Origin of the sequence: Demequina lutea, from assembly GCF_013409005.1 — a bacterium.
GTDB lineage: Bacteria > Actinomycetota > Actinomycetes > Actinomycetales > Demequinaceae > Demequina > Demequina lutea.
The window spans coordinates 1152625-1177780 of sequence record NZ_JACBZO010000001.1 but is presented as its reverse complement, the minus strand read 5'-3'; the positions used below and the strand labels follow the sequence as shown (position 1 = coordinate 1177780).

Sequence of the window (25156 nt, the reverse complement as noted above, 5' to 3'; positions counted from 1 at the left end):
TATGCGGTGATAATCTCCCATACATGACGCATCTGCGTATCTCGGAGGCCGCCTCCCTCGTGGGAGTGAGCGACGACACCTTGCGGCGCTGGATCAAGGCCGACAGTATCGACACCTCCATGGACGAGGGCGGCAGGACGGTCATCGCCGGCGCGGACCTCGCCTCGTACGCTGCGCGGGCAGTAGCACCGCCCGAGAGCGGCGGCGTATTGCGTTCCGCGCGCAACCACTTCGTCGGCCTGGTAACCGCGGTCAAGGCCGACGCTGTCATGGCCCAAGTCGATATGCAATGCGGACCGTTCAGGGTGGTGTCCCTCATGAGTTCCGAGGCGGTGCGCGAGCTGGGGCTCGAAGTGGGCTCGGTCGCGACCGCGGTGGTCAAGGCCACCACGGTCATCATCGAGACAACGCCGGGTGCCTCCCAGTGAGAGGCCACACCACCATTGCGACGGTTGCCGCGGTAGCGGTAGGCGCCCTGACGCTTGGCGCTTGCGGCGCCCACAATGACGGCGCCACCTCGACCACCATTGACGTGTACGCCGCCGCGTCGCTGTCCGAGGTGTTCACCTCGCTCGCGCGGCAATACGAGGCCGCGCACCCAGGCGTCGACGTACGCCTCACGTTCGCCGGCTCGTCCGAACTCGCCGCGCAGATCAATGAGGGCGCCCCCGCCGACGTCTTCGCCTCCGCAAACGAGGCACAAATGGACGCCGTGAGTTCGCACATCGACGGCGCGGCCGAACTCTTCGCGAGCAACACGCTGACGATTGCCGTCCCCACGGGCAATCCGGGCGGCGTGACCGACTTTGCCAGCCTCGCCAACCCCAATCTCGAAGTCGTCGTTTGCGCTCCCACAGTGCCGTGCGGAGCCGCGACCCTCGAGATAGAGCAGTCGTTGGGAGTGACCCTCTCCCCCGTGTCTGAGTTGACTAACGTGACCGACGTGTTGGGGAGCGTCGCCTCGGGAGAGGCCGACGCGGGGCTCGTCTACTTGACCGACATCGGCAGGGCACCAGGCGTCGAGGGCATCCCCTTTGTTGGCTCCGATGCGGCCATCACCCGCTACCCGATCGCCGTCATGACCACGGGAGACGCCCAAGACGCCGCGCGCGGATTCGTCGACTACGTTCTCGGCTCCGAGGGTCAGTCCGCCATGGCCGCAGCGGGATTCGCCGCTCCGGACGCGACCGCAGGGAAGTAACTCAATGGGCAGACTCCCCCGATGGCTCACGGTGATCGCGGTGGTTGCCGCCGCGTTCGCCGTCCTGCCGTTGCTTGGCCTGGCCTCACGCGCGAACTGGGCCCAGTTACCCAGTCAACTCGCGTCCCCGTCCTCGCTGACGGCCCTCGGGCTTTCGCTGCGGACGGCCGCGGCGGCCACCGCCCTGTGCGTCATCTTTGGGGTTCCCCTTGGCTTCGCTCTCGCGTCGCTCAAGGGCGTTTCGCGAGCAGTCTTGCGCGCGATTCTGCTGGCGCCGCTCGTGTTGCCGCCTGTGGTCAGCGGGCTGGGGCTGCTCTACGCCTTTGGCCGCAAGGGCCTATTGGGGGGCACACTCGACGCGGCGGGCATCCCCGTCGCCTTCACGACTGCAGCCGTGGTGCTTGCCCAAGCATTTGTCGCGATGCCCTTCATGGTGGTGTCTGTCGAGGCGGCGCTCGCCGCGAGGGACGGCAGGCTCGAGGCAATCGCCGCCACCCTGGGCGCTGGCCGCTCTCGGATCCTCAGAGTCATCACGCTTCCAGGAATCGGCGTGGCCGCCGCGATGGGCGCCGTGCTCGCGTTCGCGCGTTCGTTGGGTGAGTTCGGAGCGACGCTGACGTTCGCTGGCAGCCTCGAGGGCGTCACGCGCACCGCACCCCTCCAGATCTACTTGGCGCGCGAGTCCGATCCCCAAGCGGCGGTGGCCCTAGGCCTGGTGCTCGTCGCCCTCGCGATTCTGATCGTCGCCGCGGCCGCGCGACCCGGTCGGCGGGTGATTCCATGACGCTCGATGCCGTCGTCGGCGTCTCTTCACGCGCGGTCAAGGCCGTACTTCACGTCCCAGAAGGCACAACCCTCGCGCTCCTGGGCCCGAATGGCGCGGGCAAGACCACGGTGATCGAGGCCCTTGCGGGACTCACCGAGCCCGACTCTGGGCACGCGACCCTGGGCGACGCGGTGCTCTTTTCGGACCGAGGCGGCCGCATGCGGCTCACCGAGTCGCGGTCCCGAGGAATTGCACTTGTCACTCAAGACGCCGCGTTGTTTCCTCACGTAAGCGTGCTCGACAACGTGGCGTTTCCCTCCCGATCGAGGGGCAATTCGAGGGCCGACTCCCGCGCGGACGCGCACGAGTGGCTCGAGCGAGTCGGCGCCGGACATCTCGCGGCACGCAGACCGCGCACGCTATCAGGGGGCGAGGCTCGCAGGGTCGCGGTGGCGAGGGCGCTTGCGAGCGATCCCCGCCTCATGCTCCTGGACGAGCCTTTCGCTTCCCTCGATATCGAATCTGCCGTAGCGATGCGCTCGCTGCTGAGGGAGGTCTTGAAGGGACGCACCGCCGTGCTGTCAACTCACGACGGACTCGATGCCATCGACCTCGCCCACACGATCGCAGTTCTGGACCACGGCATCGTCGTGGAAGGGGGCGCGACGTCAGCCACGTTCGAGCACCCTCGTACCGCGTTCACCGCGGCACTAGCAGGGCTCGTCTGGCTCAGTGGGACGTGGGTGGAAGGCGCGCTCACCCTTGCCGACGGCCAACTGGTACCTGCCATCGGCGAGGGACTCACTCTGGGCGCCGCTGTCGCCGTGACAATCAACCCGAGAGCGGTCAAAATCGTGCCACCCACCACTCCAGGTGGTGTGCGCGACAACGTGCTAGCTCTCGAGCCACGTGGGGACGGCATCGTCAGGGTGCGTTGCAGCGCCCTGTGGGCCGACGTGTCCATCGCCGAGGCTTCGCACTTCCTGCCGCGCGTGGGCGAGCCTGCGCACTTTGACGTGGCCGCCCGCCCCCACGCGTTCTCCCTCGATAGTTAGGAATCCAGGCAGCATCGGCCGCAAGTACTCGTGGAACCCGGGCGACCTCGCGGCTCGCCACTGCGCACGTTGCCTTGTGGGTCGGCCTAGCTACAGCCGCTCGTGCTCCCGCAACTTTCACACACGTAGCAAGAGCCCGACGGTCGCATCTTGACACCGCACGACAGGCACAGCGGAGCGTCCGCAACAAGACCCTGCAGCGACTCGAGCAACTGCGCACTCGAATGAACCGCACCCGCCGGCTCCGCGACAGCTGGGATCCCTTGCGCGCCGTCGCTGGCCTTGACCGCCGCGAACTGTTCTTGAGCGAATTCTTCAGCGTCCAACCTCGCCGTGCGCTCGGCGGCCGTGGATATCCCGAGTGCAGAGCGAGTGTCATAGTCCAGATGGTCCAGTGCCAGGCGCCGGAAGATGTAGTCCATGATCGACTGCGCCATCCGGATGTCCCTGTCGTCCGTGAGTCCGGCTGGCTCGAATCGAAGGTTGGTGAACTTCTCCACGTAAGTCGACAGCGGCACTCCGTACTGCAGGCCGATGGACACCGCAATCGAGAACGCATCCATCACCCCTGCCAACGTGGACCCCTGCTTGCCCAAACGGAGGAAGATCTCGCCGGGGCCGTCGTCCGGGTAGGAGCCGACCGTCAGGTAGCCCTTTGCCCCAGCGACCTCGAACGACGTCGTGACCGACGGGCGCGACTTCGGTAGCCGCCTGCGCACGGGGGCGGTGCGCACCTCCGTCGGTTGCACGGCGGTGGCTGCTGGTTCCGTCTTGCCGCTTGACAGTGGTTGGCCCACCTTGCAGTTGTCCCTGTAGACCGCCACGGCCTTGAGCCCGAGCTTCCATCCCTGGAAGTAGACGTCCTCGACGTCCTCGACCGTGGCATCGGCGGGCAGGTTGACCGTCTTCGAGATCGCGCCCGACAGGAAGGGCTGGACGGCGGACATCATCCGCACGTGCCCCATCGGCGCGATGGGCCGCTTTCCCATTGCCGTGTCGAAGATCTCGTAGTGCTCCTCGCGCAGGCCAGGGGCATCCACCACGTGCCCCTGTGCGGCGACGTGCTCGACAATGGCCTCAATCGTCTCGCCAGAGTAGCCAAGCTGCTTCAGGGAACGCGGGATCGCCTGGTTGACGATCTGCATGGAGCCGCCCCCGACGAGCTTCTTGAACTTCACGAGCGAGAAGTCCGGCTCGATTCCGGTCGTGTCGCAATCCATCATGAAGCCAATGGTTCCGGTCGGTGCAAGAACACTCGCCTGGGCGTTACGCCATCCGTGTAGCGCACCCCTCTCGATCGCGCCGCCCCACTCGAGTCCTGCGCGTTCCCGCACGATGCTGTCCATCGACCCAACGGTCTGAATTTCCTCGTTTGCGCTGGCGTGCTTGCGCATGATCCGCTCGTGTGCGGCGGCATTGGGGGCGTAGCCCTCGTAAGCGCCAACGATCTCGGCCAGTTCGGCGGACCGCCTGTACGCGGTTCCCGTCATGAGCGAGGTGATGGTGGCCGCGAGCGCACGCCCACCGTCGGAGTCGTAGCCGTGGCCCGTCGCCATGAGGAGCGCGCCGAGGTTGGCATAGCCGATGCCGAGCTGGCGGAAGTCACGCGTGTTCTTCGCAATCGGCTCCGTGGGGAAGTCGGCGAAGCAAATCGAGATGTCCATCGCGGTGATGATCAGTTCGACGGCCGCCACGAAGGCGTCCACGTCGAACGTTTCGTCGTCCCTCAGGAAGGCGAGCAGGTTGAGCGAGGCGAGGTTGCACGACGAGTTGTCGAGCGACATGTACTCGGAGCACGGGTTGGAGGCGTTGATCCGGCCGGACTCGGGGGTCGTGTGCCAATCGTTGATCGTGTCGTCGTACTGGATACCAGGGTCGGCACAGGCCCACGCGGCCTCGGATATCTGGCGGAAGAGCTCCTTAGCCCTCACGGTCTCCATCGTGTGACCGTCCGCGCGAGCGGCCAGATCGAAGTCGCCGTCCTGCTCGACGGCTCGCAGGAACGTGTCGCTCAGGCGCACCGAGTTGTTGGCATTCTGGTACTGGACCGACGTCACGTCCTGTCCATCGAGATCCATGTCGAAGCCTGCATCGCGCAGCACGCGAATCTTCTGTTCTTCACGCACCTTCGTCTCGACGAACTCGCGGATGTCCGGGTGGTCGACATCGAGCACCACCATCTTTGCCGCGCGCCGGGTGGCGCCGCCGGACTTGATCGTGCCGGCGCTCGCATCGGCGCCCCGCATGAAGGACACGGGGCCGCTCGCGGTTCCCCCGGAGGAGAGGAGTTCCGTAGATGCTCGGATGCGGGACAGGTTCACTCCAGCGCCGGAGCCTCCCTTGAAGATCGTGCCCTCTTCCCGATACCAGTTCAGGATCGAGTCCATCGTGTCATCGACCGCGAGAATGAAGCAGGCGCTCACCTGCTGAGGGGATTCGGTGCCGACGTTGAACCACACCGGGGAGTTGAACGAGAACATCTGGTGGAGGAGCAGCCAGGTGAGTTCGACGCCAAAGACCTCCGCGTCGGCGGGCGACGCGAAGTAGTTGTTCTCGATTCCGGCTGCGACGTAGCGCCCGACGACCCTGTCGATCAGTTGCTTGAGGCTGGACTCACGGGCGGGCGAATCGAGTGCTCCGCGGAAGTATTTCGTGGCGACGATCGTGGAGGCGTTGGTCGACCAGGCCACCGGGAACTCGACGCCGGATTGCGCGAAGATCGTCTCGCCTGTTTTCCAGTTGGTCTGTTCGACGTTGCGCCGTTCCCAGGCGACTTCGTCGTAGGGGTGGATACCAGCGGTGGCAAACCTGCGCTCCACATGTAGCCCGGATCCACTCATCACCCTCGCGGACTGCTGCTCCTGTTGGTCTTGCGTACCCATCCGGGATCACCCTCTTCATCGGTCTGCGCCGTCGGCGCCCACTAGATATTGCGATGCTCACGCCATTTAACCACTACATGTAGTGAGATGCAGGACTTTCGTCCGTGTCGCAGCATCAGGAGGAAGTGGGGCTAACTACGCGCCGTATCGCCGGCTATCGGAGCGAACGCCGCAAGCCTCGCCGTACGGCGCAGGGCGTCAAGGGTGCGCCTGCCCAAAATCGTGATACCCACGGCGAGCACACAGGCGCGCGCGAGATCCCAGCCGAGCGAGGTGGTGATACTGAAGACCATAAAGCGGTGCAGGTTTTCGGCCAGTGAGGCGCCCGGCTGGAAACTCAGCGCGGTCCCTGGCCCCAGCGTGAAGGGCCAGAACGAGAGATTCATCGCCTGCCCATAGAGAAAGCCGCAGAGCGCGGCATAGCCGGCGAGCACGGCAATCTCACGCCTGCCCCGCATTCCCCGCGGGAGCAGACCCGCGCCCATGCCTATCCACGAGGCCGCAAGCATTTGAAAGGGCAGCCACGGACCCAGTCCCCCCGTCAGCAGCGCCGAGGCAAACAGCGTGATCGAACCGAGCGCGAACCCGAACCCGGCGCCGAACACCCTGCCCCCCAACACGATGAACAGGAACACGAGTTCGATACCTGCGCTGCCTGCCGAGAGCGGCCTCAGGACGGCCCCTACGGCGGCCAACAGTCCGAGCATGGCCACGGCCTTGGCATCGATGCCTCCCTCTCCAAGTGCGATGAGCACGACCGCAAGCACCCCCGCCAAGACGAGCCCCAGCACCACGGGGGCGCTCGCGTTGTACGCGAGCAGAGAGCCTCTTCCCGTCAGCAGTGGCCACGTGAACGCGAGCACCCCAGCCCCGGTCGCGAGCGCAAGCGCAACGACGGTGTGGGGGCCAACGGGAACCACGGGCGCGGGGCTGGTCACGGGCCCTCCTCGAGCACGGCGGCCACCTCTTCGACGGTGAGCAGCGGGAGCGGGCGCAAGATCCTTGCCACCTGAGGCGCAAAGCTGGGGCTTGCCGTGAGGACGTCGCGCACTGGCCCGTCAGTGAGCAGCTCTCCCCTGGCCAATACCAAGACCCGGCCAGCGACACGTGCCACAAACTCGACATCGTGACTCGAAAGCAGCACCGCGGTGCCCCCAGCGGCTCGTTCCCCGAGAACGTCGCCAAGCCTGCGTTTCGCGTCGTAGTCGAGACCTCTGGTCGGCTCGTCCAACAACAACACGGCCGGCCGGCCGGCAAGCTGTACCGCCAGGACCAGCGCGAGACGCTCGCCCTCTGACAGGTCGCGCGGGTGCCGCGACGCCGGCAAACCAGGCGCCAGCCGTTCAAGCAGCGCCGCTGCCGTGCCCGCGGCGGCCCCCACCGCGCGGTCTGCCGCCGAGCACTCGGCCCCCACCGAATCGAGATAGAGCAGATCCGAGGGACTCTGCGGGACAAGCGCGATGAGGCGGATCGCCTCGTCGGGGGGTAGCGACGCGGGGTCGATGCCCGCCTGCAGGCCCTCCCGCTGCGCCCCGCTTGGCGGTGCCGGACTCAGGGACGTGTTGAACATCAGCACTTTGCCGCCCGATCGGACCCCGCTCCCTTGAAGCGCCCACAGCAAGGACGACTTTCCGGAGCCATTTCGACCCATGACGGCCGTCACCTCGCCCGCGTGCAGCGCGATACTGATCCCCGCCAGTGCCTGCACCGTGCCATAACGTACGCGCAGGACCTCGGCGCTCAGGGCAACCGGCCCCCGGACGACCCCATTGTTCGCCGGCGGCCCCGACAGGCGTGATTCGAGCCGGTCGCGCATCGGGCCCGCGAGGCGGCGGGCATCCCTGATGGACAATGGCGGCGGGACCCACCCCGCAAGCCGGCCCAGGTCCACGACAGGGGGCGCGAGCGGACTGTCCTCGAGAATCTCGGCTGGCGAGCCCCAGCGCACGCTGCCATCCTTTGCTACCAGCACCATCGAGTCGGCGTACTGGATCACGCGTTCCAACCGCTGCTCGGCCATCACCACGGTGATCCCCACGTCGTGCACGAGGCGCAGTATGGCAGCCAGCACCTCCTCGGCCCCCGTGGGATCGAGGGCAGACGTCGGCTCATCAAGCACCAGAACGCGAGGGTGGCTCGTGAGCACCGATGCGATCGCCACGCGTTGCTGCTCGCCGGCCGAGAGCGCGGAGAGTGGGCGAAGGCGCACCCCCTCGAGGCCCATCAGGTCGATCACCTCCTCCACGCGCGTGCGCATCACGCCGTCGGGGACGCCAAGTTGCTCCATGCCGTACGCGAGCTCGTCATCCACGCGTCCCGTGACGAAGCCCGCCGCCGGGTCTTGGCCAACAAAGCCAACGAGGTCGGCAAGATCGCGCGGCGGATGGGTGCTGGTATCGCGTCCGCCGACCGTCACCGTTCCCGTGAGCTGCCCCCCAGTGAAGTGAGGGGCAAGGCCATTGACCAGTTGCAGGAGGGTCGACTTGCCCGCCCCCGTTGGGCCGATGACGAGGCACAACTCGCCCTCGGGGATCGCGAGCGTGACGTCGCGGAGCACGTGGCGTGGCGAGTCCTGATATGTGAATCCGACGCGGTCGAACAGGACGATGCCGTGATGCGTCATATCGCCATCACCACCGGGATGGGACCAACGGCCACAACCGCCCCAAGCAGGAATACCGCGGACCAGCCTGCGGTGGTCGGCGTTCCCGAGGCCGCGCCCACGACGGCTAGTGCCGCGACCGCCGCGCCACTCACGAGGATCAGCGACTCCCGCGTGCCCCAGGTGTCGGGCCGAAAACGCGTCGCCTTAATGCGGCGCGAGGCGATCGCGGACCCCAGGACGGCGGCGACGGCACCGCCCACAAGCAACGGAATGCTCAGCCACCGGGGCGTGGTGCCGTCCATGAGCGCGTAGGTACCAAGCGCCGCACCAAGAAGGGCCGTGACCATGAACGCGAGCACGCTCCTGCCCCCGCCGCTGCGTAGCCTGGCGTAGCCGCGGGAATCCATCGATGCCGCGATCTTGAGCGATCTCTCCAGCGCATCCTGCAAGACGGGAAAGGTAGTAGCGGAAACTGCATGTGCGCGACGCAGCCGCTGTCCCCGCAGCCCTTGCGCCTTGCGCACGCGATTCCAGGACGCCACGAGTTGTGGCGCGAGCGTCATCGCAATCACCGTTGCGGTTCCCAGCAGATGCAGGGACGCAGGAAGGCTGCGCAGCGTCCGTTGCGGGTCCGTCAGGGCGATGGCGGCGCCAAAGCACAACAGCAGTGCCCCGAGGGCGAGTCCCGTCGATACCGCCGACAGCAGGCCCGAACGCGTGACGGGGCCAAGCAACTCGATCCCTCCTGCCCACGTCGGCAGGGGGATGCTCGGCAGTCGCAACACCACCCCGGTTCCCCCCTTGATTCCCACAAGGACGTAGAAGACCACGCGAATCACCACGATGGTCGCGGCCAGGGCCAGATACGCGGGAAATGCGCGCGCAAAGGGTGAGCCGCCCCTGCATGCCACGACGACGAGCACGAGTGCGGCAATGAGAAGCCCCGTGGAGATGACCCCGGGCGACCGGGTGGTCGCGATCGCCATGCCCGAGGCCCAGCCCCACCACGCCAACGGATGCACCGTGGCGTGTGGCGACAGGAGGGCTGGCATGATCTCTAGTCCTCCTCGGACGCCCGGCGGTTTCGCGAACGCAAGAGGAACAAGACGACGAGCGCCGCGATCAGGGCCGCGACGCCGATGGTCGTCAGCAGCACGAGGCGATCTCCCGTGGCAGATGCTGTCGAGGCGGAATTGTCGCCGGCCGCCTTCGCCGTGGCCGTGGGAGTGTCGGCCGCAGAGGGCGTGGGCGTGGCCGTGGCTGACGGCACGCTTGCCTGCGTCGCCACCGGAGCTGCGACATCGGCGAGGGCGATCCCCGGTCCTGTGCTGCCGTCGTTGTAGCGCCAGCCCTCGATGTCGCCGGGCACGGGGTGGCTAGAGTCGGCTCCCACCTGGTAGCTGATCCAGTCGCCACCTGGCGAACCGTGCCAGTAGGACCAATACGACCCATCGAACGTCGTGGGGCACGGATCAGGCTGTGCGTCGATCGCGCAGATCATTCCCGGCTGCGAGTCGGTGGCGACGAAGCCTGCCGCCTCGAGCGCGCTACGACCGGTCGCTTGCTCTCCCGCGGCGCACTTGATGACGATGCTCCCGCCGATGTCCGTGGCGTCGACGACGACGGTCACGCCGCTACCGTCGCGGCACGCGCCCTCGCTCGCCGAGGCGGGCGCCGTGGGCAGTGCGATCACGAGCAACGCTGTAAGAAAGAGCACGCTCGACGCAAAGGCCGCTGGTCGGGCCTGAACGATTCGGGGGTGAAGCATCACGGGCCTTCTTTTCAGGGGTCCCCGTGGATCCCGGTCGGCCAACGCGATGGGCAAACGCACACCCCACCATCGGACCCAAGCCCGGATTCCCGCTCGCGAACCACGACGATTGAGAGTCTTCTTGCCCTCCCGTGAAGGTATTCCGGCTCGGCGGGTTCAGCGCCCGTCCTACGGTTGCGGGTCAGCACCGGAATTTGACCGGTTTCCCCCCCGCGGGAGTGAAGCCAACCGAGTAACTGGATGGCTTTGCCAGCCTAGCGCCAAGGCGTGGTGGCAGACTACGACCATGAGCCGCATTTATACGAAGTCGGGCGATGACGGCACAACCGGGTTGCTCTATGGGGGGCGAACCTCCAAGGGGGCGGACCTCATGGACGCCCTAGGAGACATCGACGAGGCGGTCTCCGCGCTTGGGGTTGCCCGGACCTGTTGTACGGACCAGCCACGAGCCGATCTGATTCTGAGCCTCCAGCGCGACCTCTTCGTGGTCGCCGCCGACCTCGCGACCAATCCCGCCCACCGAGATCGGCTGGTGAGCGGCATCTCGCTCGCGGAACCCTCCATGGCGGCCCGCATCGAGGAGCGAATCGACGCCCTCACGCTCGCACAGCCCTTGCGGCCCGTCTTCGTCGTCCCCGGAACCACACCCCAGGAAGCGGCGATCGACCTGGCACGTTCCGTGGTGCGCAGGGCCGAGCGCCACACCGTGCAAGCGAAGACCGCGGGGGCCCTCGTGACCGACGAAGTATTGCGTTACCTCAACAGGCTGTCAGACCTCTTGTACGTCGTCGCACGGCAGGCATTGGAAGGCGCCGAGGAGTTAGCCAGCCACGACTGAGCCCGTTACGACGGCTTCTCGGCGCCGCTTCGCGCGTGGTACCACCACGTGACTCCGACGCCCACGGCGGCGAGCAATGCCCGCGCAAAGAACAGCGGCACGGGCGGAAATGACGCGAGGGGGATACCGAAGTAGAACGGCCTAAACGCCGCGATGGCCGAAGTGAACCCGATGACTCCGCCCGCCTGCCTGCGCTCGAAGACGACCGGCCTCTGCTTGAACGTGCTCGCATTGCCCGCCCCCGCGAGCGCACGTTGGCGAAGGAACGGATCAGTCATGAATGGGGGAACTGTCCCTATCGATCACGATGGAGACGGGCCCGGTCGCGTGGACCAGGATGTGCGCGCCGCGCGGGCTCATGGATCCGGCGCCAGATGCGACGATCGACGAGGCGGTCAAGGCCAGCCCGCGGTCGGCGCAGTACGGCCAGGTCGTTGGCCATGAAAGCGCCTACGAGCTGCCCTCCTCCAGGAAAAGTGCGTCGTCGAGAAGGCCATCTCCTCGCAGCCGGTGAAGTCCTTGGCGCGCCATGCCGGGAGGGAGATCGGGAACCAGATCCTCAGGTCGCTCTTTGGCACGAGGAGGCGCTAGCTCTTTTCGAGCCGCGATTGCGGTGCTGTTCTTCTCGGGATCACGCGTTTGCGAGGGCCCGAGACGGCGATCCTGCAGCGCGATCATCGCGGGCGAGGAACTCGCCACCAATGCCTCGCGAGCAGTCGCAGCACAAGCGCACCGCTGTGCCCGGTCCGGCTCGTCGCCTACGCCGCGCTCGGCCTGCTCCGCAGCCATGCGCGCGTGGCGCGCACCAGGAGAACCAGGAACGCCGCGAAGGCTGCCAGTACGAATACGGATGCGATCACTCGCACAAGTGCAGACACAGGAAACGCGCACACCAGGAGTCCGGCGTTGATGACAACGACCCGGATCGCTGCCCCCTTGTTGAACTCGCGATGAGACACACGGGAACGCGCCGGACCACCGCCCAGCACTGTGGGCACCAGGAAGGAAAGCGCACCCAGCAGCACCTGCGCCGCGAAGCCCGCAGCGAGGAACGGGGCAACGTAGTCGAGAGTCGCGGCGAGACCTTCCCACGTGGGGGCCGTGACGCTGCCGATGGCGATGATCACGAGGCAGACGGCCCACCAGATAAGCCCCACGCCAATTGACATCGACGCGTATGTCGACGGTGGCCGGCTGCGTGCGTGCACCACGAGCCCCCGCGCTGCCATCGCTACGCCCGCCACGTAGACAGTGAGCCCTGCGGTGACCCACCAGCGCTGGTCCGCGGCCGCCCCAAGGGCGATGAGGCCGACACCCGCGACAAGAACGGGTAGCGCGCGCACGGCAAGCGTGGCGGACGCTTGATCGATGCGCGTTCCCAACACGGTTGGCCAGAAGGTGACGAGGGTGCCGAGCACCGTGAGGCCGATCCATCCGAGCACGTTGAGCGCAAGATGGGCCAGGTGTAGGCGCTCCTGCAGCGGTCCAGACACCCCCCTCGCGAGCGCCGCGCCCACTCCCGCTCCCACGGTGAGAAGGATCGCCGCGGCCACGTAGAACCTCACCGTCGCGGAGAATCGTGCAGGAAGGGAGCGGCGCAACTGGGCCACGAGTAGCACCGCATGGGCCGCTGCGGCGGTGATGACGGCGGCCGTGCCGATCACCGTCATCGCCCAGGTATGCGAGACCACTCCCACCACCACAAGCAGCGCTCCCACATTGAGCAGAAGGAGTCGCGGCCAGACCTGTTGGGCACGATGGCGCGGCGGCGCGGTACGCAGAAGGGCGTCGGAAAAGTGTTGGCTCCACACGACGACGGAGTGACTCACGGCCCCGAGCAACAGCAAGTGAATCATCAACCAGCGCGGAACTGGCACGGCGTCATGCGCGATCACCACCACCAGCGTCGCGGCAAGCCACACGACGGGTGGGCCATCGCGCAAGGCGTTGAAGCCCCTCCGACCCTTGCTCATCGCGACGCCGCCTCAACCGTTCTCGCCGGCGCCATCGAGACTGCCGACATCGAAGCCGTAGCCGTCAAAACCGTAGCCGTCGCTAGAGCGCGCGGGTGAGGCGTGTGCGCCATTCCTCGGGACCGGACTGGGCGATCGTTGACGTCCACTCACCGGGCTGTGACGCTTCGAGCTGCTCAAGAAGCGGCACGGGCGCGTGAGGCGCGATCAACACGATCGACTCGCCCGCACGAATTGCGCCGAGCGCACCGAAGATCGAGGCGTGACGGATGGCGGGCGGGATCTGCCTGACGTCGAGCTCTGGCGCCGTGTCGTCTTGAGCGCCGCAGGTGCAATGTCCCCCGCAGCCGCCCTCCTGAGTGATGGGCTGGGCCTCGTCGTCGGCGAGCAGGTTCTGGGAAGTCGCGTCAACCATTGCATTTCCTTCGTGGGGTTCTTGGGTCAAGCCGGTTTATTTACTACACTCTAGTACATGTTAAATCTAGGTCCTAGCCCGTCGCGTTTCGATCCGGAGCAGCCGCAACTGTCGCCGGAGCGCGCTCGCGTGCTGGAGGCGATGCAGCGACGCGACTCCGCAGCGTCGGTGGGAGACATCGCGCGCGAGCTCAATTTGCACGAGAACACCGCGCGCAAGCACCTCGACGGGCTCGTTGACCGCGGGCTCATTGCTCGCACGACGGGCGTCTCCGTCGGCCGGGGGCGTCCGGCGCGCTCATACAGCGCGCTCCCCCGCTCGACCGAGCCCGACGCGCGCGTCCGCGAGTACGTCGGCCTTGCCACTGCGCTCGCACGCCACATCTCCACTACCAGCGACGATCCGCGCAGGGACGCGATCGCCGCGGGAGAAACATGGGGAGCCGAACTCGTTCAGGATCCGCGCGGAAAGCACCGAGGCAAGGGAAAAACCCTGCTGGAACTGCTCGACCGGCTGGGCTTCTCGCCCGAGGCCGACGCCACGGGCGACTCCATCGCGTTGCGCCGCTGCCCACTCCTTGACGCGGTGCGGGCGGAGCCTGTTGTGGTGTGTGCGGTACACCTCGGCATCGCCCGCGGCGTGGTCGCAGCGCTCGGCGAGGATCCCGAACCCGTCAGGCTCGAACCATTTTCCGAAGTGGGAGCCTGCCGTCTGCACGTTGCCTAGCCGCGATGCGGTCCAATATGGCCCGCCGCAGGCTCCCTCTCTCTTGGTAAGACAAAGCCCCTCAGCACCGGCCTGCGATTGAACGGATCAGTCGTGGATGAACGAGCTGTACCTGTCGACCACGATGGACACCAGTTTCGGGTGTGGCGCCAACGCGGACGTCACCACGTCCGCCCCTGCCTCCTCGAGTCGCGCCTGGAAGACCCCCGGCGCGAGCAAGAACGATGCCACGGCCACCGTGCCGTCCTCACCGTAGTTGTGGGCGCTTCGCACCGCATCGGCCACCGAAGGCGAGCGGCCAGCGGCATAGGCGACACGCACAGGCCCGTCCCATGTTCCCCTCAGCATCTCCGCTGCGGCCTCGGTGTCTGCCATGGCCCGCTCGTCGGAAGACCCCGCCGCGGCGAGCACGAGCGTGGACTCGGGCGACACATGCGCCTCGCCCAACCGGTCGAGGACGATCGCGGTCAGTCGCACGTCGGGGCCCAGCGCAGGCGCGGCCACGACGTCGGGGCGACTCGCCACCGCCTCGGCGATGTCGTGATAGACGTGATATCCACCCGCGACGAGGAGCGGGACGACAACGGCCGCAAGGCCTTGCTCGACCATGGGGATATCGGCGATGACGTCTGCGAGTTTTGGCCCGTGGACGTCCACGTAGGCCTCGCGCACCTCGACACCTGGCATCGCGAGGCGCACTGCGTCGAGAAGGTCGCGAATTGCTTGCTGCCCCGCGGCCGACTTGGTTCCGTGACCGCAACCGATCAGCACGGGCGTTCCCTGAACGGCCATCTCGCCTCCTTACGGTCGCGGGGTTGCCGCCACCTTCGAGGCCAAAAGCCCGTCGAGCGCCACCCCTCCGATGACGATAACCGCCGGAGGTTTCACGCCCGTTTCGTCCGCAATAAGGCTTGCGTCGGAAATGGTGGCGCGCGTCACGCGCTCGCGCGGAGTCGAACCGCACTCGATGATGGCGACAGGCGTACGGGGATCGGCGCCCGCATCCAGTGCAGCCGCCATGAAATCACCCATCGTGCCCACGGCCATGAGCGCGACCACTGTGGCGCCCTCCGCCAAGGCCGCCCTCGTCGCCTCGTCTGGTCCGAGGTGCCCCGACGTGATGACGACCGTCGCCGCAACCCCACGCTGGGTCACGGGGATGCCCGCCAATCCCGGCACGGCAATCGCGGACGTGATTCCTGGGATTACCTCGACGGACACCCCCGCGCTCACGCACGCATGAACCTCCTCGCCTCCCCTGCCAAAGACGAAAGGGTCACCTCCCTTGAGGCGCACCACGGTCAGACCCTTCTTGGCGCGATCCACGAGCAGGTCATTGATCTCGTGTTGGGGCACCGGGTGATGATCGGGGGACTTGCCTACGTCAATGATCTCGACATCATGGGACAAGCGGTCGAGCAGCATCGTCGCACCCAAGCGATCGGCGACCACCACGTCGGCCTCGGCGAGCGCGCGCATCCCACGCACGGTAACGAGGTCTTCCGCTCCGGGACCCGAACCCACCAACATCACGCGTCCCTCGCGCGCCCGCACGTGGCGAACATCAATATCGCCCTCGTCGATGACGCGCCCCAGCGCATCGCGAATACGAACGGCCCTCCGGGGATCCGCAGCGCCGAGTGAAACGACGCCGATCGCCACGTCTCCATGCGTCGACTGGGCTGCGACGCGAGCAGGGGTACCCTCCGCGTCTGCGGCATTGACACACCAGGTGCGCTGCTCCTCACACCACAGCGTGATGCTCGCGTTCGCGGTGGGGTTGTCCGTGGCGGCGACGACAAGCCACGCCCCCTCGATGTCGGCGCGCGAAACCGCGCGTTGCCGCCACTCGAGCTCGCCCCTCGACGCCATCGCGGCGATGTCGGCCGACGCGAACGGAGCCACCACGAGCACGTCGGCGCCTTCGGCGACAAGGGCCCGTGATCTCCGAGTGCCCACGCCGCCGCCGCCCACCACGACGACCCTGCGGCGGGCCAGGCCGAGCGAGACGATCATCGCGACTCCGCCCGCGAGCGGAGAGCGATCACGCTTCTCACCTTGGTCGTCACGGGTTCGCCCGCTCGTTGGGGCGCCAGGACCCCGCCGCGTCCACGATTTGCCTCGTGATGGGTGACTCATGGGCGATCGAAACAAACCACGCCTCGAACGCGCTCGGAGGCAACGAGACGCCTTCGGCCCTCATGTGGCGGAAGAGGGACCTGAACAAGCCTGTGTCCTGGCGAGCGGCATCGGCGAACGTCACCGGGGGCTCATCGAGACCAAGGAAGAATGAGAACAGCGTTCCCGCGCGACCCACCGCGTGGGTCACTCCCGAGGCGAGCAGCGCCTCGTGGACGCCCTCTCGCACCTCGTCGGCCGCCCGCGCGAGGGTCGCATAGGCATCGGCGTCCATGATGTCGAGCGTCGCGAGGCCCGCCGCGACGGCCACGGGGTTTCCCGACAACGTGCCCGCTTGATACACGGGCCCAAGCGGCGCGAGCTGCTCCATGAGATCCGCGCGTCCCGCGACGGACGCGACCGGAAGCCCCCCGCCGATGACCTTGCCGAACGTGACCAGGTCGGGAACCCAAGGCTGTTCGCCCTTCGCGAGCGCGACGTCCCTCTCGATCCCCCACCATCCCGCAGGCCCCGCGCGGAATCCCGTGAGGACCTCGTCGAGGATGAATACGGCGCCCTCGTTGCGTGTCAGTTCACCGATGAGTCGGTTGAAGCCATCTGGCGGGCGCACGACGCCCATGTTGCACGGAGCGCCCTCGGCGATGACCGCGGCGATGCGCTCTCCGTGCTGAGCGAAGGCCCCCGTCAGCGCGTCGACATCTCCGTAGGGCAACACCATCGTGTCCGCGGCGGTCGAGGCGGTCACCCCAGCGCTATCTGGCGCTCCCGCGGTGGCGAGGCCCGAGCCTGCGGCCACCAGGAAGGGATCGGCGTGACCGTGGTAGTGACCCGCGAACTTGATCACCACGTCGCGCCCCGTGGCCCCGCGAGCAAGCCGCAGCGCCGTCATTGTTGCCTCGGTGCCCGTCGACACGAGCCGGACGCGCTCGGCGGGCGCATACCGGTCGCGAATGAGTTCTGCCAGCTCGACCTCCGCCTCCGTAGTGGCGCCAAAGCTCAGGCCACGCTTCGCGGCACGGGTGACGGCAGAGACGACCTTGGGGTTGGCATGCCCCGCGATCGCGGCACCCCACGAGCCGACGAGGTCGACGTAGGCGCCCCCCGCAGCGTCCGTCACGATCGCGCCGTTGGCAGAGGCGATCGGCAGCGACTGGCCTCCCACCGCGTTCCACGCGCGCACGGGGCTATTCACGCCGCCGGGCAGAATGGCGTTCGCACGCGCCTCCCAACCGCGCTGACCCTGCGGGGTGCGCATCACGAAGGCGTGCATGAGCTTCCTCAGCTTGTCCGGTTGCGGCCTCATGAGTCCTCCCCCAACCAGGCCGCGAGGTCCACAGCGGCATAGGTCACAACGATGTCGGCGCCAGCACGCACCATCGACGTGAGCGCCTCAAGGTGGGCGGCCCTCCTGTCGATCCACCCGTTGGCGGCAGCGGCCTCGATCTGGGCGTATTCGCCCGACACGTGATAGGCGGCCACGGGAACGAGGGACTGCGCGGCGACGTCGGCGAGCACGTCGAGGTACGGCAGCGCCGGCTTGACCATGACGATGTCGGCGCCCTCGGCCTCATCGAGGGCCGCCTCGAGCGTCCCCTCGCGCCTATTGGCGGGGTCCATCTGGTACGTCTTCCTGTCGCCGACGAGCTCGCTATCGACCGCGTCCCTGAACGGCCCGTAGAACGCCGAGGCGTACTTGGCCGCGTAGGCAAGCAGCGCGGTGTCGACGAAGCCCTCGGCCTCGAGCGCCGCGCGCACCGCGGCCACCTGGCCGTCCATCATTCCGCTGAGCCCAAGGACGTGGGCACCCGCGCGGGCCTGGGCCACGGCCATGCGCCCATAGACCTCGACCGTGGCGTCGTTGTCGACGCGGCCCGCGGCATCGAGCACGCCACAGTGACCGTGGGACGTAAACTCGTCGAGGCACAGATCGGCCATCACGACGATGCGGTCCCCCGCCGCAGCGACCGCCTCACGGATGGCCAGGTTGAGGATCCCGTTGTCATCGCACGCGGCAGATCCCGCCGCGTCGCGCACCGTGGGGATGGCGAACAACATGACGCCGCCAATGCCAGCGTCGGCCGCCGCGGACACCGCGTCGCGCACCTTGGCAAGCGGCAATTGGGCCACGCCAGCAAGCGATGTGATCGCGCGAGGCGCGTCGATGCCCTCCTTGACGAACAGCGGCAACACGAGCTGTCTTGCCTGCGGCCGCGTCTCGCGAACCAGGGCGCGCATCGGCGCCGAGGATCTGAGAGCGCGGGGCCTGCGTGGCTGCGGGGTCATGATGTGGTCCTTCCGGTCGAGCGAGACAATGCGTCGATCAGGGCGTCATAGGTGGGCCGGTCCGCGACCGCGGTCACGTTCAATCCAGCCGCCGTGGCCGCCGCGGCCGTCGAAGGTCCGATCGCCACCATTGTGGTCGACGAGTGGATGGTGAGGCACGTGGACGCCAGTTGCGTCGCCATCGACCCCGAGGTCAACATCACCGCATCCACCTCACCGGCCGCCAAGGACGCGACCTGTTCCGGCGTCGGCCCGGGGCCAGCGACCGTGCGGTAGGCCTCGACGGAGGTCACGGCCCAGCCCTTCCCCCCGATGCCCTTGGCAAGAACGGCCGACGCCTTGTCCCCCACGGGAACCAGGACGCGGCCTTCACCCGAGGGAAAGTCCTCCGCAAGCCCACGCCCCGTGGCGGTGGCTGGCACAAGCGCCACGGGCAGTCCCCTCGACTCGCACACGACCCTCGTCGCATCCCCCACGACCGCGACTCTCGCCAGCGGGATGGCATCCGCGAGCGACACGTTGAGCGCGGCAGCCACGGCCTCCATGGCAAGCACCGCGTTGCGACTCGTCACGGCCATCCACGCATACTCTCCGCCGCACCACTCACGCACGGCACGCTCCAAGGCGGCTGCGTCGGCGGCGGGCTCGATGGCGATGAATTCCACCTCGACCGGAGTGGCTCCCGCAAGCCTCAGCGAATCTGACAGGCTCCGCGTCTGTGACGAGCTCCGCGTCTGCGACGAGCTCCGCGCAGGTGAAGAGACCCCCGAGGCGGCAGCATCCCTGCGACCCTCCGTCACTGGCACCATGACCCGCAGTCCCGCGAGGGTTCCAGTCACGGGCGCCCCATCAGGTGAGCCGCTCCTCGCCCAAGAAGGGAGTGAGCCGTGACCATACCAATCCGCCGCGCGTCGCTAAGGGGGCCGCGATTCGTCTCGGTCAACCGCAGGGTGCCTGCCGCGTTGGTGACTCGCACCGTGAGCGTCAGGATGCCCTTGTCAATGGCGGCATGGGCGCCCACCGGCGCGGAACAGCCCGCCTCGAGCACACCCAGCGCCTCCCGCTCCGCCGTCGTGGCCGCGCGCGTGGTGGGGTCATCGAGCAAGGCGACGGCAGCCGCAAGGTCCGCTCCTGCGTCGGTCCGTATTTCGACCGCGAGGGCGCCTTGACCTGCGGCGGGAACCATCGCGTCGTACGCGAAGATCTCACTCACATCGCTGGCACGGCCCAGCCTCTTGAGTCCCGAGACCGCTAGAACGACGGCGTCGAGCGATGTTCCCACCATCGCCAGCCGCGTGTCGACGTTTCCGCGAACGGGCACCACCTCAAGGTCGGGCCTCAGCGTGAGCATCTGCGCGGCGCGGCGCGGCGACCCCGTGCCGATGCGGGCGCCTTGGGGAAGGTCTGCGAACGCGACCCCGCCCGAGCAAAGCGCGTCACGCGAGTCCTCACGAAGGGGCGTGGCGGCGAGCGTCACGCCCTCATAGGGGCCGACGGGTATGTCCTTGAGCGAGTGCACCACCACGTCACACTCCCCCGCGAGAAGCGCCTCTCGCACTGCGGTCACGAACACGCCGGTGGATGAGGAGCCGACGAGGGAATCCTTCGACGTGTCGCCACTTGTCGTCACGATGTGGAGTTCGAAGTCGATGTCGAGACCCTTGGTACGGGCAACGGCGCTCAGCGCCTCCGCAATTGCGGTCGATTGCCCCCGAGCGAGCGCGCTACCACGCGTGCCGAGCTTGAGAGTCATGGCACCATCGTCCCACGCCGCGGCGTGCGCACCGCGCGGCCTCTAGCGGCGTCGCTTGGCCGCGATGATCGCGATGATCGCCGCCAACAGTGCCCCACCGAACACGAGCATCAAGGCGGCCACATTGGCCCCGGAGGACCCGCCCGTCGATGCGGGCGGCGCGGCACTGGGAGTCGCCGAGCTGAGAGTCTCGGAACCAGGCGGCGCAGACGCGGCGGGCGAGGTCCCCCCTCCTGCCGACGCCGTCGGGTTGGGGCTGGACGAGACCGAAGAAGGCGGCGAGGTCTTCACTGGGGCATCGGCCACATACGCGAGGGTGCCCTCCACTGGATGCCCGTCGCCAGCGACGACGCGCCACGCGGCGGTCAGGTTCCCACCGGCCACTGCGGGAAGCACGACCTGCGCCGACGTGGTGGTGGGGAACGTCACCTCGAGCTTGGTCGCGACCCCGGCCGAATCTGTCACCGTCACCTCGGCTCCGATCGTGAGCAGCGCCTCCGAGAAGCTCAGGGTGATGGCATCTCCTGCGGCAACCGTCGATCCCTCAGCGGGATCGATGCCGACGAGCGACGTGTGTGCGCTAGCGGGGACGGCAAGGCCGATCGTGACCAGCAGGCCGGCGACGAGGACAACAGGCAGTGCAAAGAGGCGTCTCACCGCCCCATTGTCACCCGAGCGTCACCCAACCTTCACCGTGTAGTTCGATTCGTTGCTCCCCGCTCGCACGGTTCGTGGGTCACAATGAGGCCATGAAGGTCGCGCTGGTCGCAGAGTCGTTCCTGCCGCAGTCCAATGGCGTGACGAACTCCCTACTGCGCGTGATCGACCACTTGACCGCCCGCGGAGACGAGGCGATGGTCATCGCCCCCGAGTCAAGAGGCAGCCAGGGGCCGGTGCGTTACGGCATCGCGTCCATCACGCGGCTGCCCGCGATGGGGTGGCCCGGCTATCGGGATGTGAGGGTCGCGCTCAGCGGCGTCGGTAAGATTTCGCGAGTTCTCGAGGAGTACGACCCGGACATCGTTCACCTCGCGTCGCCCTTCACTTTGGGTTGGACCGCGGTGCGTGCCGCGAACGAGCTCAACTTGCCGTGCGTCGCGATCTACCAGACCGAGATTCCCAGCTATGCGCCGCGCTACGGCTTGGCGTGGGGCGAGGGAATCCTGTGGAATCGATTGCTCAATATTCATGAGCGCGCCGACCTCACCCTCGCGCCGTCGACGTACGCGATGAGCCAGCTCGAGCAGCTTGGAGTGCCACGGCTGCGGCTGTGGCCACGCGGCGTCGACGCCGACCGCTTTCACCCGTCAAAACGCTCGGAGGCACTGCGCTCACGGTGGGCACCGAACGGCGAGATCGTCGTCGGCTACGTGGGGCGCCTCGCCGCGGAGAAGCGCATCGAGGATCTGGCGCGACTCGCGGAGATCGACGGCATTCGCGTCGTGATCGTCGGCGAGGGACCGTCGCACGAAAAGCTAAAGGCCCTGCTACCCGACGCCCAATTCCTCGGTTTCCTCACGGGCGACGACCTCGCAGAAACCGTCGCGAGCTTCGACCTGTTCGTACATTGCGGGGAAGTCGAGACCTTCTGTCAGACGATCCAGGAGGCCCTCGCCTCCGGAGTGCCTATTGTCGCCCCCCGCCGTGGCGGACCGATCGACCTGGTCGACCATGGCGAGACGGGATTCCTATACACGCCGGGCGATCTCGATGCGATGGTCGCCTATGTGACCATGCTCGCCGAAGATGCTGAGCTACGCGAGCGATTCGCGGCCCACACGCGCATGTCGGTCGAGGGCCGGACATGGGAGAAGGTGTGCGACAGGCTCATGGACTACTACGCCGAGGCCACCCGCATCCACGAACATCGCCCTGTACTTCTCCCCGAGACGGACAAGATCCTCAAGGGGCTCATGTGGAGGCCCGGGGAGGTTGCGGCGGCCAAGGCGCGGCACCGAGAAGCGGCCGGCAGGGGCGCCAACCACAGGGACATTGCCGGCTGGGACATTGCCGGCAGGGACAATGCCGAAGAGGACGCTGCCGAAGAGGACGCTGCCGCAGGGGCGGAGCCCTGATGCGCATCGCGCACATCGCCAATTTTTACGGGCCAACGTCCGGCGGCCTGAGGACCGCGATGCACGCCCTCGGCAGCGGATACCGCGAGCGCGGGCACGAGGTGTTGCTCGTCGTTCCAGGCGAGCGGGACGTCGTCGAGGACACGCCGTACGGCACCCGCGTCACGGTGGGAGCGCCCGTCATCCCTGGTTCGGGCGGCTACCGCGTGATCGTGCGGACGCGCAAGGTGCGAAGAATTCTTGCCGACTTCGCTCCCGATGTCCTCGAGGTCTCCGACCGCACGACGCTGCGCTCGCTCGGTGCGTGGGCCGTGCAGCGAGGGGTTCCCTCGGCCTTCTTCGCCCACGAGCGCGCCGACGGCATCCTGGCAGCGAACCTTCCCGCGTGGTTGCGGCGCCTTGTGTCGATCGAGGCGCTCGCCGACTGGCACAACCGCGGCACCCACAGGCGATTTACCACTGTCGTGTGCACCACCGAGTATGCGCGGGCCGAGTTTTCCCGTGCGGGGCTTCACGCGGTCAAGGTGCCGCTCGGGGTAGACCTCGACCGCTTTCGTCCTCGCAATGCCTCCCTCGAGGCACGCGCCACCGTCGCGACCGACGACGAGACCCTGCTGCTCATGGCCGCGCGCCTATCGACGGAAAAGCGGCCCGAACTCGCGATCGACGCGGTCAGGGTGCTCCGCGAGCGCGGGGAACGCGTGCGGCTCGTCAGCGCCGGAACCGGAAATGTCGCTCAACACATGCGGGAGCGCGCCGAGGACCTCCCCGTCACGTTTCTTGGCTTCGTGACCGACCGCGACTACTTCGCGCAACTCCTCGCGAGCGCCGACGTGGTGGTGGCACCCGGGCCCATCGAGACCTTTGGCCTCGCCGCGCTGGAGGCCCTCGCGTCGGGCACCCCCGCCGTCGTCAATGCGGCCTCAGCCCTTCCCGAGGTCGTGGCGGACGCGGGAATCGCAGCCGAGGGCACGGCCGAGAGTTTCGCAGATGCGATCCAAGCGATCCTGGCAAGGGACCCGCTCAAGCGCCGCGTCGCCGCTCGCGCGCGCGCAGAGACGATGCCGTGGTCCGCCACCGTCGACCTCATGCTCGCACTCCACACCTCACAACTCGCGGCAACCCCCCACCCCTAGAGGAGACCGTCATGACCGCTCGATCGGAACGCACGGCGCGCGGTCCCCGGGTGGTGGCCTTGGGAGACTCCATCACTCTCGGCATCGGCGATGCCACGGTTCCAGGTGTCGGAGCGGGCTGGGCCGCTCACGTTGCTCACGCGATCGGCGCCTCAAGTTTCACAAATCTGGCGGAAAACGGCACTCGCGCGCGCAGCCTCGGCGTCAGCCAGTTGCCGACAGGCCTGATGGACCGTCCCGACGTCGTCCTGCTCACGGTGGGCGGAAACGACGTCTTGCGGGGCGACTTCAGCCCGCCCGAGATCACGGAGCACGTCGCCGATGCGGTCGCGAGGCTGCGCAGGCCCGGACGCGAACTGGTGATGATCGGTCTCGACAAGATCGCGGCGTTCGACCTGTTGGGCAGGCACGTGTCAACCGTGATGGCGCGCCGCGTGGGTGAGGTCAATGGCGCGCTCGCCATCGCGGTCGCCGGCACCGATGTTCACTTTGTCAACGGGGCCGAGGTCTTTGCGAAGCTCGGCGAGGCCGCATGGCACATCGACAGGATCCATCCGTCTCCCGCGGGGCATCGGGCGCTCGCGGAGGCGGCGCTACGGGTACTGGCCGCGAGGTATCCCCAGGTCCGCCCCATCGACGCTCCGGGTTTGCGGCCCTCGCTCGTGGCACGTGGCTGGTGGCTCACTCGCCAAGGCTTGCCCTGGATTGCGAAGCGTTCGCGCGATCTCATCCCGCAAATGGCGCAAGTAGTGACCCACGAGCTTCTCGAGGAGCGCCGGGCGAAGGTCCGGGCCAAGGCGACGGTCGCCGCCTGACAAGGCGCACCCAGGGCTCAAGACGCAGAAAAGGGCCGGCCGCTGTAGCGGCCGGCCCTCCCCCACGACTTCTCTAGACGAGCCAGTTGTTCTTCTGAACGATTGGCATCTTGCGCCACCATCCGCCCAAGCCAATGGCCTGGAACTTAAGTTCAGTAAAGACGATTCCTACGATCGCGAGCGCATAGGGGATGTGCTCGTCGTAGACCGGGTTGTTGCTGTTGTCAAAGTGGGCGATGTACATCAGGACGAGGAGGCCAACCGCGCCCCACGCGCCGAGCTTGGTGCCGATGCCGAGCATCAGCGCCGTGCCTACGGCGAACAGGCCGAGCATGAAGGCCCAGTCGAGCGGGCGGAAGCCGCCGAGGCTCCAGGTGCCCCAGCCCTTGAACATCTCACCGTACACACCGGTGGGATCGCCACCGAATCCGCCCGAAGCGGACTTGAGGTAGCCCTCGGTGGGGTGTCCGCCAGCGAGCCAGGCGCTGTCGCACATGACGTTGACGACGCCCGTCTTCGCGTCGCGGCACGTCGCAAAGCCGAGGCCGAACACCTTGTCGATGAATGCCCAGAGGAAAACCCATCCAAGGGCGATACGGGCGAGGCTGAGGGAGTATCTTCCCAGAGCTGCACCCTTGGTGGTTGCGACGTCGGTGTCGCCTGTCGTGGTTGCCATGGTCTTCTCCATTCAAACGGTCGTGGGGACCTGAGCTCTGTTTTGCG

26 protein-coding genes and 1 riboswitch are annotated in these 25156 nt (G+C 67.4%); of the genes, 10 read left to right on the top strand and 16 right to left on the bottom strand.

The window, feature by feature from the left end; translation table 11 throughout:
• Positions 1–23 precede the first annotated feature (23 nt).
• Genes BKA03_RS05750 through BKA03_RS05735 form a run of 4 tightly spaced genes read left to right on the top strand, consistent with a single transcriptional unit; the run spans position 24 to position 3022 of the window.
• The gene (locus BKA03_RS05750; protein ID WP_062075294.1) at positions 24–428 is read left to right on the top strand and encodes a TOBE domain-containing protein; all 405 of its coding nucleotides are present in this window, start codon (positions 24–26) and stop codon (positions 426–428) included.
• The gene (gene modA, locus BKA03_RS05745) at positions 425–1201 is read left to right on the top strand and encodes a molybdate ABC transporter substrate-binding protein (RefSeq protein WP_062075293.1); all 777 of its coding nucleotides are present in this window, start codon (positions 425–427) and stop codon (positions 1199–1201) included. The genes BKA03_RS05750 and modA overlap by 4 nt, the downstream gene beginning before the upstream one ends.
• 4 nt (positions 1202–1205) lie before the next feature.
• The gene (locus tag BKA03_RS05740; protein ID WP_062075292.1) at positions 1206–1985 is read left to right on the top strand and encodes an ABC transporter permease; all 780 of its coding nucleotides are present in this window, start codon (positions 1206–1208) and stop codon (positions 1983–1985) included.
• Entirely contained in the window at positions 1982–3022 is a 1041-nt protein-coding gene (locus BKA03_RS05735; RefSeq protein ID WP_062075291.1) for a sulfate/molybdate ABC transporter ATP-binding protein, read from the top strand. Before BKA03_RS05740 ends, BKA03_RS05735 begins: the two co-directional genes overlap by 4 nt.
• Before the next feature lie 86 nt (positions 3023–3108).
• On the opposite strand, the gene BKA03_RS05730 is transcribed toward BKA03_RS05735, so the two are convergent.
• The 5 genes from BKA03_RS05730 to BKA03_RS05710 form a co-directional block, all read right to left on the bottom strand.
• Entirely contained in the window at positions 3109–5904 is a 2796-nt protein-coding gene (locus tag BKA03_RS05730) for a vitamin B12-dependent ribonucleotide reductase (RefSeq protein WP_062075290.1), read from the bottom strand.
• Between the two features lie 131 nt (positions 5905–6035).
• The gene (locus BKA03_RS05725; protein WP_062075289.1) at positions 6036–6842 is read right to left on the bottom strand and encodes an ECF transporter S component; all 807 of its coding nucleotides are present in this window, start codon (positions 6840–6842) and stop codon (positions 6036–6038) included.
• The gene (locus BKA03_RS05720) at positions 6839–8527 is read right to left on the bottom strand and encodes an ABC transporter ATP-binding protein (RefSeq protein ID WP_202965741.1); all 1689 of its coding nucleotides are present in this window, start codon (positions 8525–8527) and stop codon (positions 6839–6841) included. The genes BKA03_RS05725 and BKA03_RS05720 overlap by 4 nt, the downstream gene beginning before the upstream one ends.
• On the bottom strand, positions 8524–9561 hold the full coding sequence (locus tag BKA03_RS05715; protein WP_062075288.1) for an energy-coupling factor transporter transmembrane component T: 1038 nt from the start codon (positions 9559–9561) through the stop codon (positions 8524–8526). The genes BKA03_RS05720 and BKA03_RS05715 overlap by 4 nt, the downstream gene beginning before the upstream one ends.
• A 5-nt stretch (positions 9562–9566) precedes the next feature.
• Complete coding sequence (locus BKA03_RS05710) at positions 9567–10277, bottom strand: hypothetical protein (RefSeq protein ID WP_062075287.1); 711 nt, start codon at positions 10275–10277, stop codon at positions 9567–9569.
• 139 nt (positions 10278–10416) lie between these two features.
• Positions 10417–10488, bottom strand: a riboswitch (cobalamin riboswitch).
• A gap of 78 nt (positions 10489–10566) precedes the next feature.
• Here BKA03_RS05710 and BKA03_RS05705 point away from each other — a divergent pair.
• On the top strand, positions 10567–11118 hold the full coding sequence (locus BKA03_RS05705; protein WP_062075286.1) for a cob(I)yrinic acid a,c-diamide adenosyltransferase: 552 nt from the start codon (positions 10567–10569) through the stop codon (positions 11116–11118).
• A gap of 5 nt (positions 11119–11123) precedes the next feature.
• Here the strand turns inward: BKA03_RS05705 and BKA03_RS05700 are convergent, their stop codons facing one another.
• Positions 11124–11396, bottom strand: a complete 273-nt coding sequence (locus BKA03_RS05700; protein ID WP_062075285.1) for an MFS transporter — start codon at positions 11394–11396, stop codon at positions 11124–11126.
• 2 nt (positions 11397–11398) lie between these two features.
• On the opposite strand from BKA03_RS05700, the gene BKA03_RS15810 reads away from it, so the two are divergent.
• Positions 11399–11632 carry a helicase HerA-like domain-containing protein gene (locus BKA03_RS15810; RefSeq protein ID WP_062075284.1) on the top strand — a complete coding sequence of 78 codons (234 nt, stop codon included), beginning with the start codon at positions 11399–11401 and terminating at the stop codon, positions 11630–11632.
• A gap of 244 nt (positions 11633–11876) precedes the next feature.
• On the opposite strand, the gene BKA03_RS05690 is transcribed toward BKA03_RS15810, so the two are convergent.
• Positions 11877–13091, bottom strand: a complete 1215-nt coding sequence (locus BKA03_RS05690) for a hypothetical protein (RefSeq protein WP_062075283.1) — start codon at positions 13089–13091, stop codon at positions 11877–11879.
• A gap of 82 nt (positions 13092–13173) precedes the next feature.
• Positions 13174–13506 carry a DUF2249 domain-containing protein gene (locus tag BKA03_RS05685; RefSeq protein ID WP_083971658.1) on the bottom strand — a complete coding sequence of 111 codons (333 nt, stop codon included), beginning with the start codon at positions 13504–13506 and terminating at the stop codon, positions 13174–13176.
• Between the two features lie 57 nt (positions 13507–13563).
• Here BKA03_RS05685 and BKA03_RS05680 point away from each other — a divergent pair, with 57 nt between their 5' ends.
• Entirely contained in the window at positions 13564–14232 is a 669-nt protein-coding gene (locus tag BKA03_RS05680) for a helix-turn-helix transcriptional regulator (RefSeq protein ID WP_062075282.1), read from the top strand.
• Positions 14233–14319: 87 nt separating this feature from the next.
• On the opposite strand, the gene BKA03_RS05675 is transcribed toward BKA03_RS05680, so the two are convergent.
• The 7 genes from BKA03_RS05675 to BKA03_RS05645 are packed head-to-tail and all read right to left on the bottom strand — an operon-like array spanning position 14320 to position 21064.
• Positions 14320–15024 carry a sirohydrochlorin chelatase gene (locus BKA03_RS05675; protein WP_062075281.1) on the bottom strand — a complete coding sequence of 235 codons (705 nt, stop codon included), beginning with the start codon at positions 15022–15024 and terminating at the stop codon, positions 14320–14322.
• 9 nt (positions 15025–15033) lie between these two features.
• Positions 15034–16248 carry a uroporphyrinogen-III C-methyltransferase gene (cobA, locus tag BKA03_RS05670; RefSeq protein ID WP_062075280.1) on the bottom strand — a complete coding sequence of 405 codons (1215 nt, stop codon included), beginning with the start codon at positions 16246–16248 and terminating at the stop codon, positions 15034–15036.
• A 49-nt stretch (positions 16249–16297) separates the two neighbouring features.
• On the bottom strand, positions 16298–17626 hold the full coding sequence (locus BKA03_RS05665; protein ID WP_062075381.1) for a glutamate-1-semialdehyde 2,1-aminomutase: 1329 nt from the start codon (positions 17624–17626) through the stop codon (positions 16298–16300).
• A 44-nt stretch (positions 17627–17670) separates the two neighbouring features.
• Positions 17671–18654: a porphobilinogen synthase gene (hemB, locus tag BKA03_RS05660; RefSeq protein ID WP_062075279.1), complete on the bottom strand. Its 984-nt coding sequence runs from the start codon at positions 18652–18654 to the stop codon at positions 17671–17673.
• Positions 18651–19493 carry a uroporphyrinogen-III synthase gene (locus BKA03_RS05655; RefSeq protein ID WP_062075278.1) on the bottom strand — a complete coding sequence of 281 codons (843 nt, stop codon included), beginning with the start codon at positions 19491–19493 and terminating at the stop codon, positions 18651–18653. Before BKA03_RS05655 ends, hemB begins: the two co-directional genes overlap by 4 nt.
• Complete coding sequence (gene hemC / locus BKA03_RS05650) at positions 19490–20407, bottom strand: hydroxymethylbilane synthase (RefSeq protein ID WP_062075277.1); 918 nt, start codon at positions 20405–20407, stop codon at positions 19490–19492. Before hemC ends, BKA03_RS05655 begins: the two co-directional genes overlap by 4 nt.
• Positions 20408–20449: 42 nt before the next feature.
• Positions 20450–21064: a copper resistance CopC family protein gene (locus BKA03_RS05645; protein WP_062075276.1), complete on the bottom strand. Its 615-nt coding sequence runs from the start codon at positions 21062–21064 to the stop codon at positions 20450–20452.
• Positions 21065–21156: 92 nt separating this feature from the next.
• On the opposite strand from BKA03_RS05645, the gene BKA03_RS05640 reads away from it, so the two are divergent.
• The 3 genes from BKA03_RS05640 to BKA03_RS05630 are packed head-to-tail and all read left to right on the top strand — an operon-like array spanning position 21157 to position 24433.
• Complete coding sequence (locus BKA03_RS05640) at positions 21157–22482, top strand: glycosyltransferase family 4 protein (RefSeq protein ID WP_083971655.1); 1326 nt, start codon at positions 21157–21159, stop codon at positions 22480–22482.
• The gene (locus BKA03_RS05635; protein WP_062075275.1) at positions 22482–23618 is read left to right on the top strand and encodes a glycosyltransferase; all 1137 of its coding nucleotides are present in this window, start codon (positions 22482–22484) and stop codon (positions 23616–23618) included. Before BKA03_RS05640 ends, BKA03_RS05635 begins: the two co-directional genes overlap by 1 nt.
• 11 nt (positions 23619–23629) lie before the next feature.
• A complete protein-coding gene (locus BKA03_RS05630) occupies positions 23630–24433 on the top strand; it encodes an SGNH/GDSL hydrolase family protein (protein WP_062075274.1) in 804 nt (267 codons plus the stop codon).
• 73 nt (positions 24434–24506) lie between these two features.
• Here the strand turns inward: BKA03_RS05630 and BKA03_RS05625 are convergent, their stop codons facing one another.
• The gene (locus tag BKA03_RS05625) at positions 24507–25109 is read right to left on the bottom strand and encodes a hypothetical protein (protein ID WP_062075273.1); all 603 of its coding nucleotides are present in this window, start codon (positions 25107–25109) and stop codon (positions 24507–24509) included.
• Positions 25110–25156: the final 47 nt, after the last annotated feature.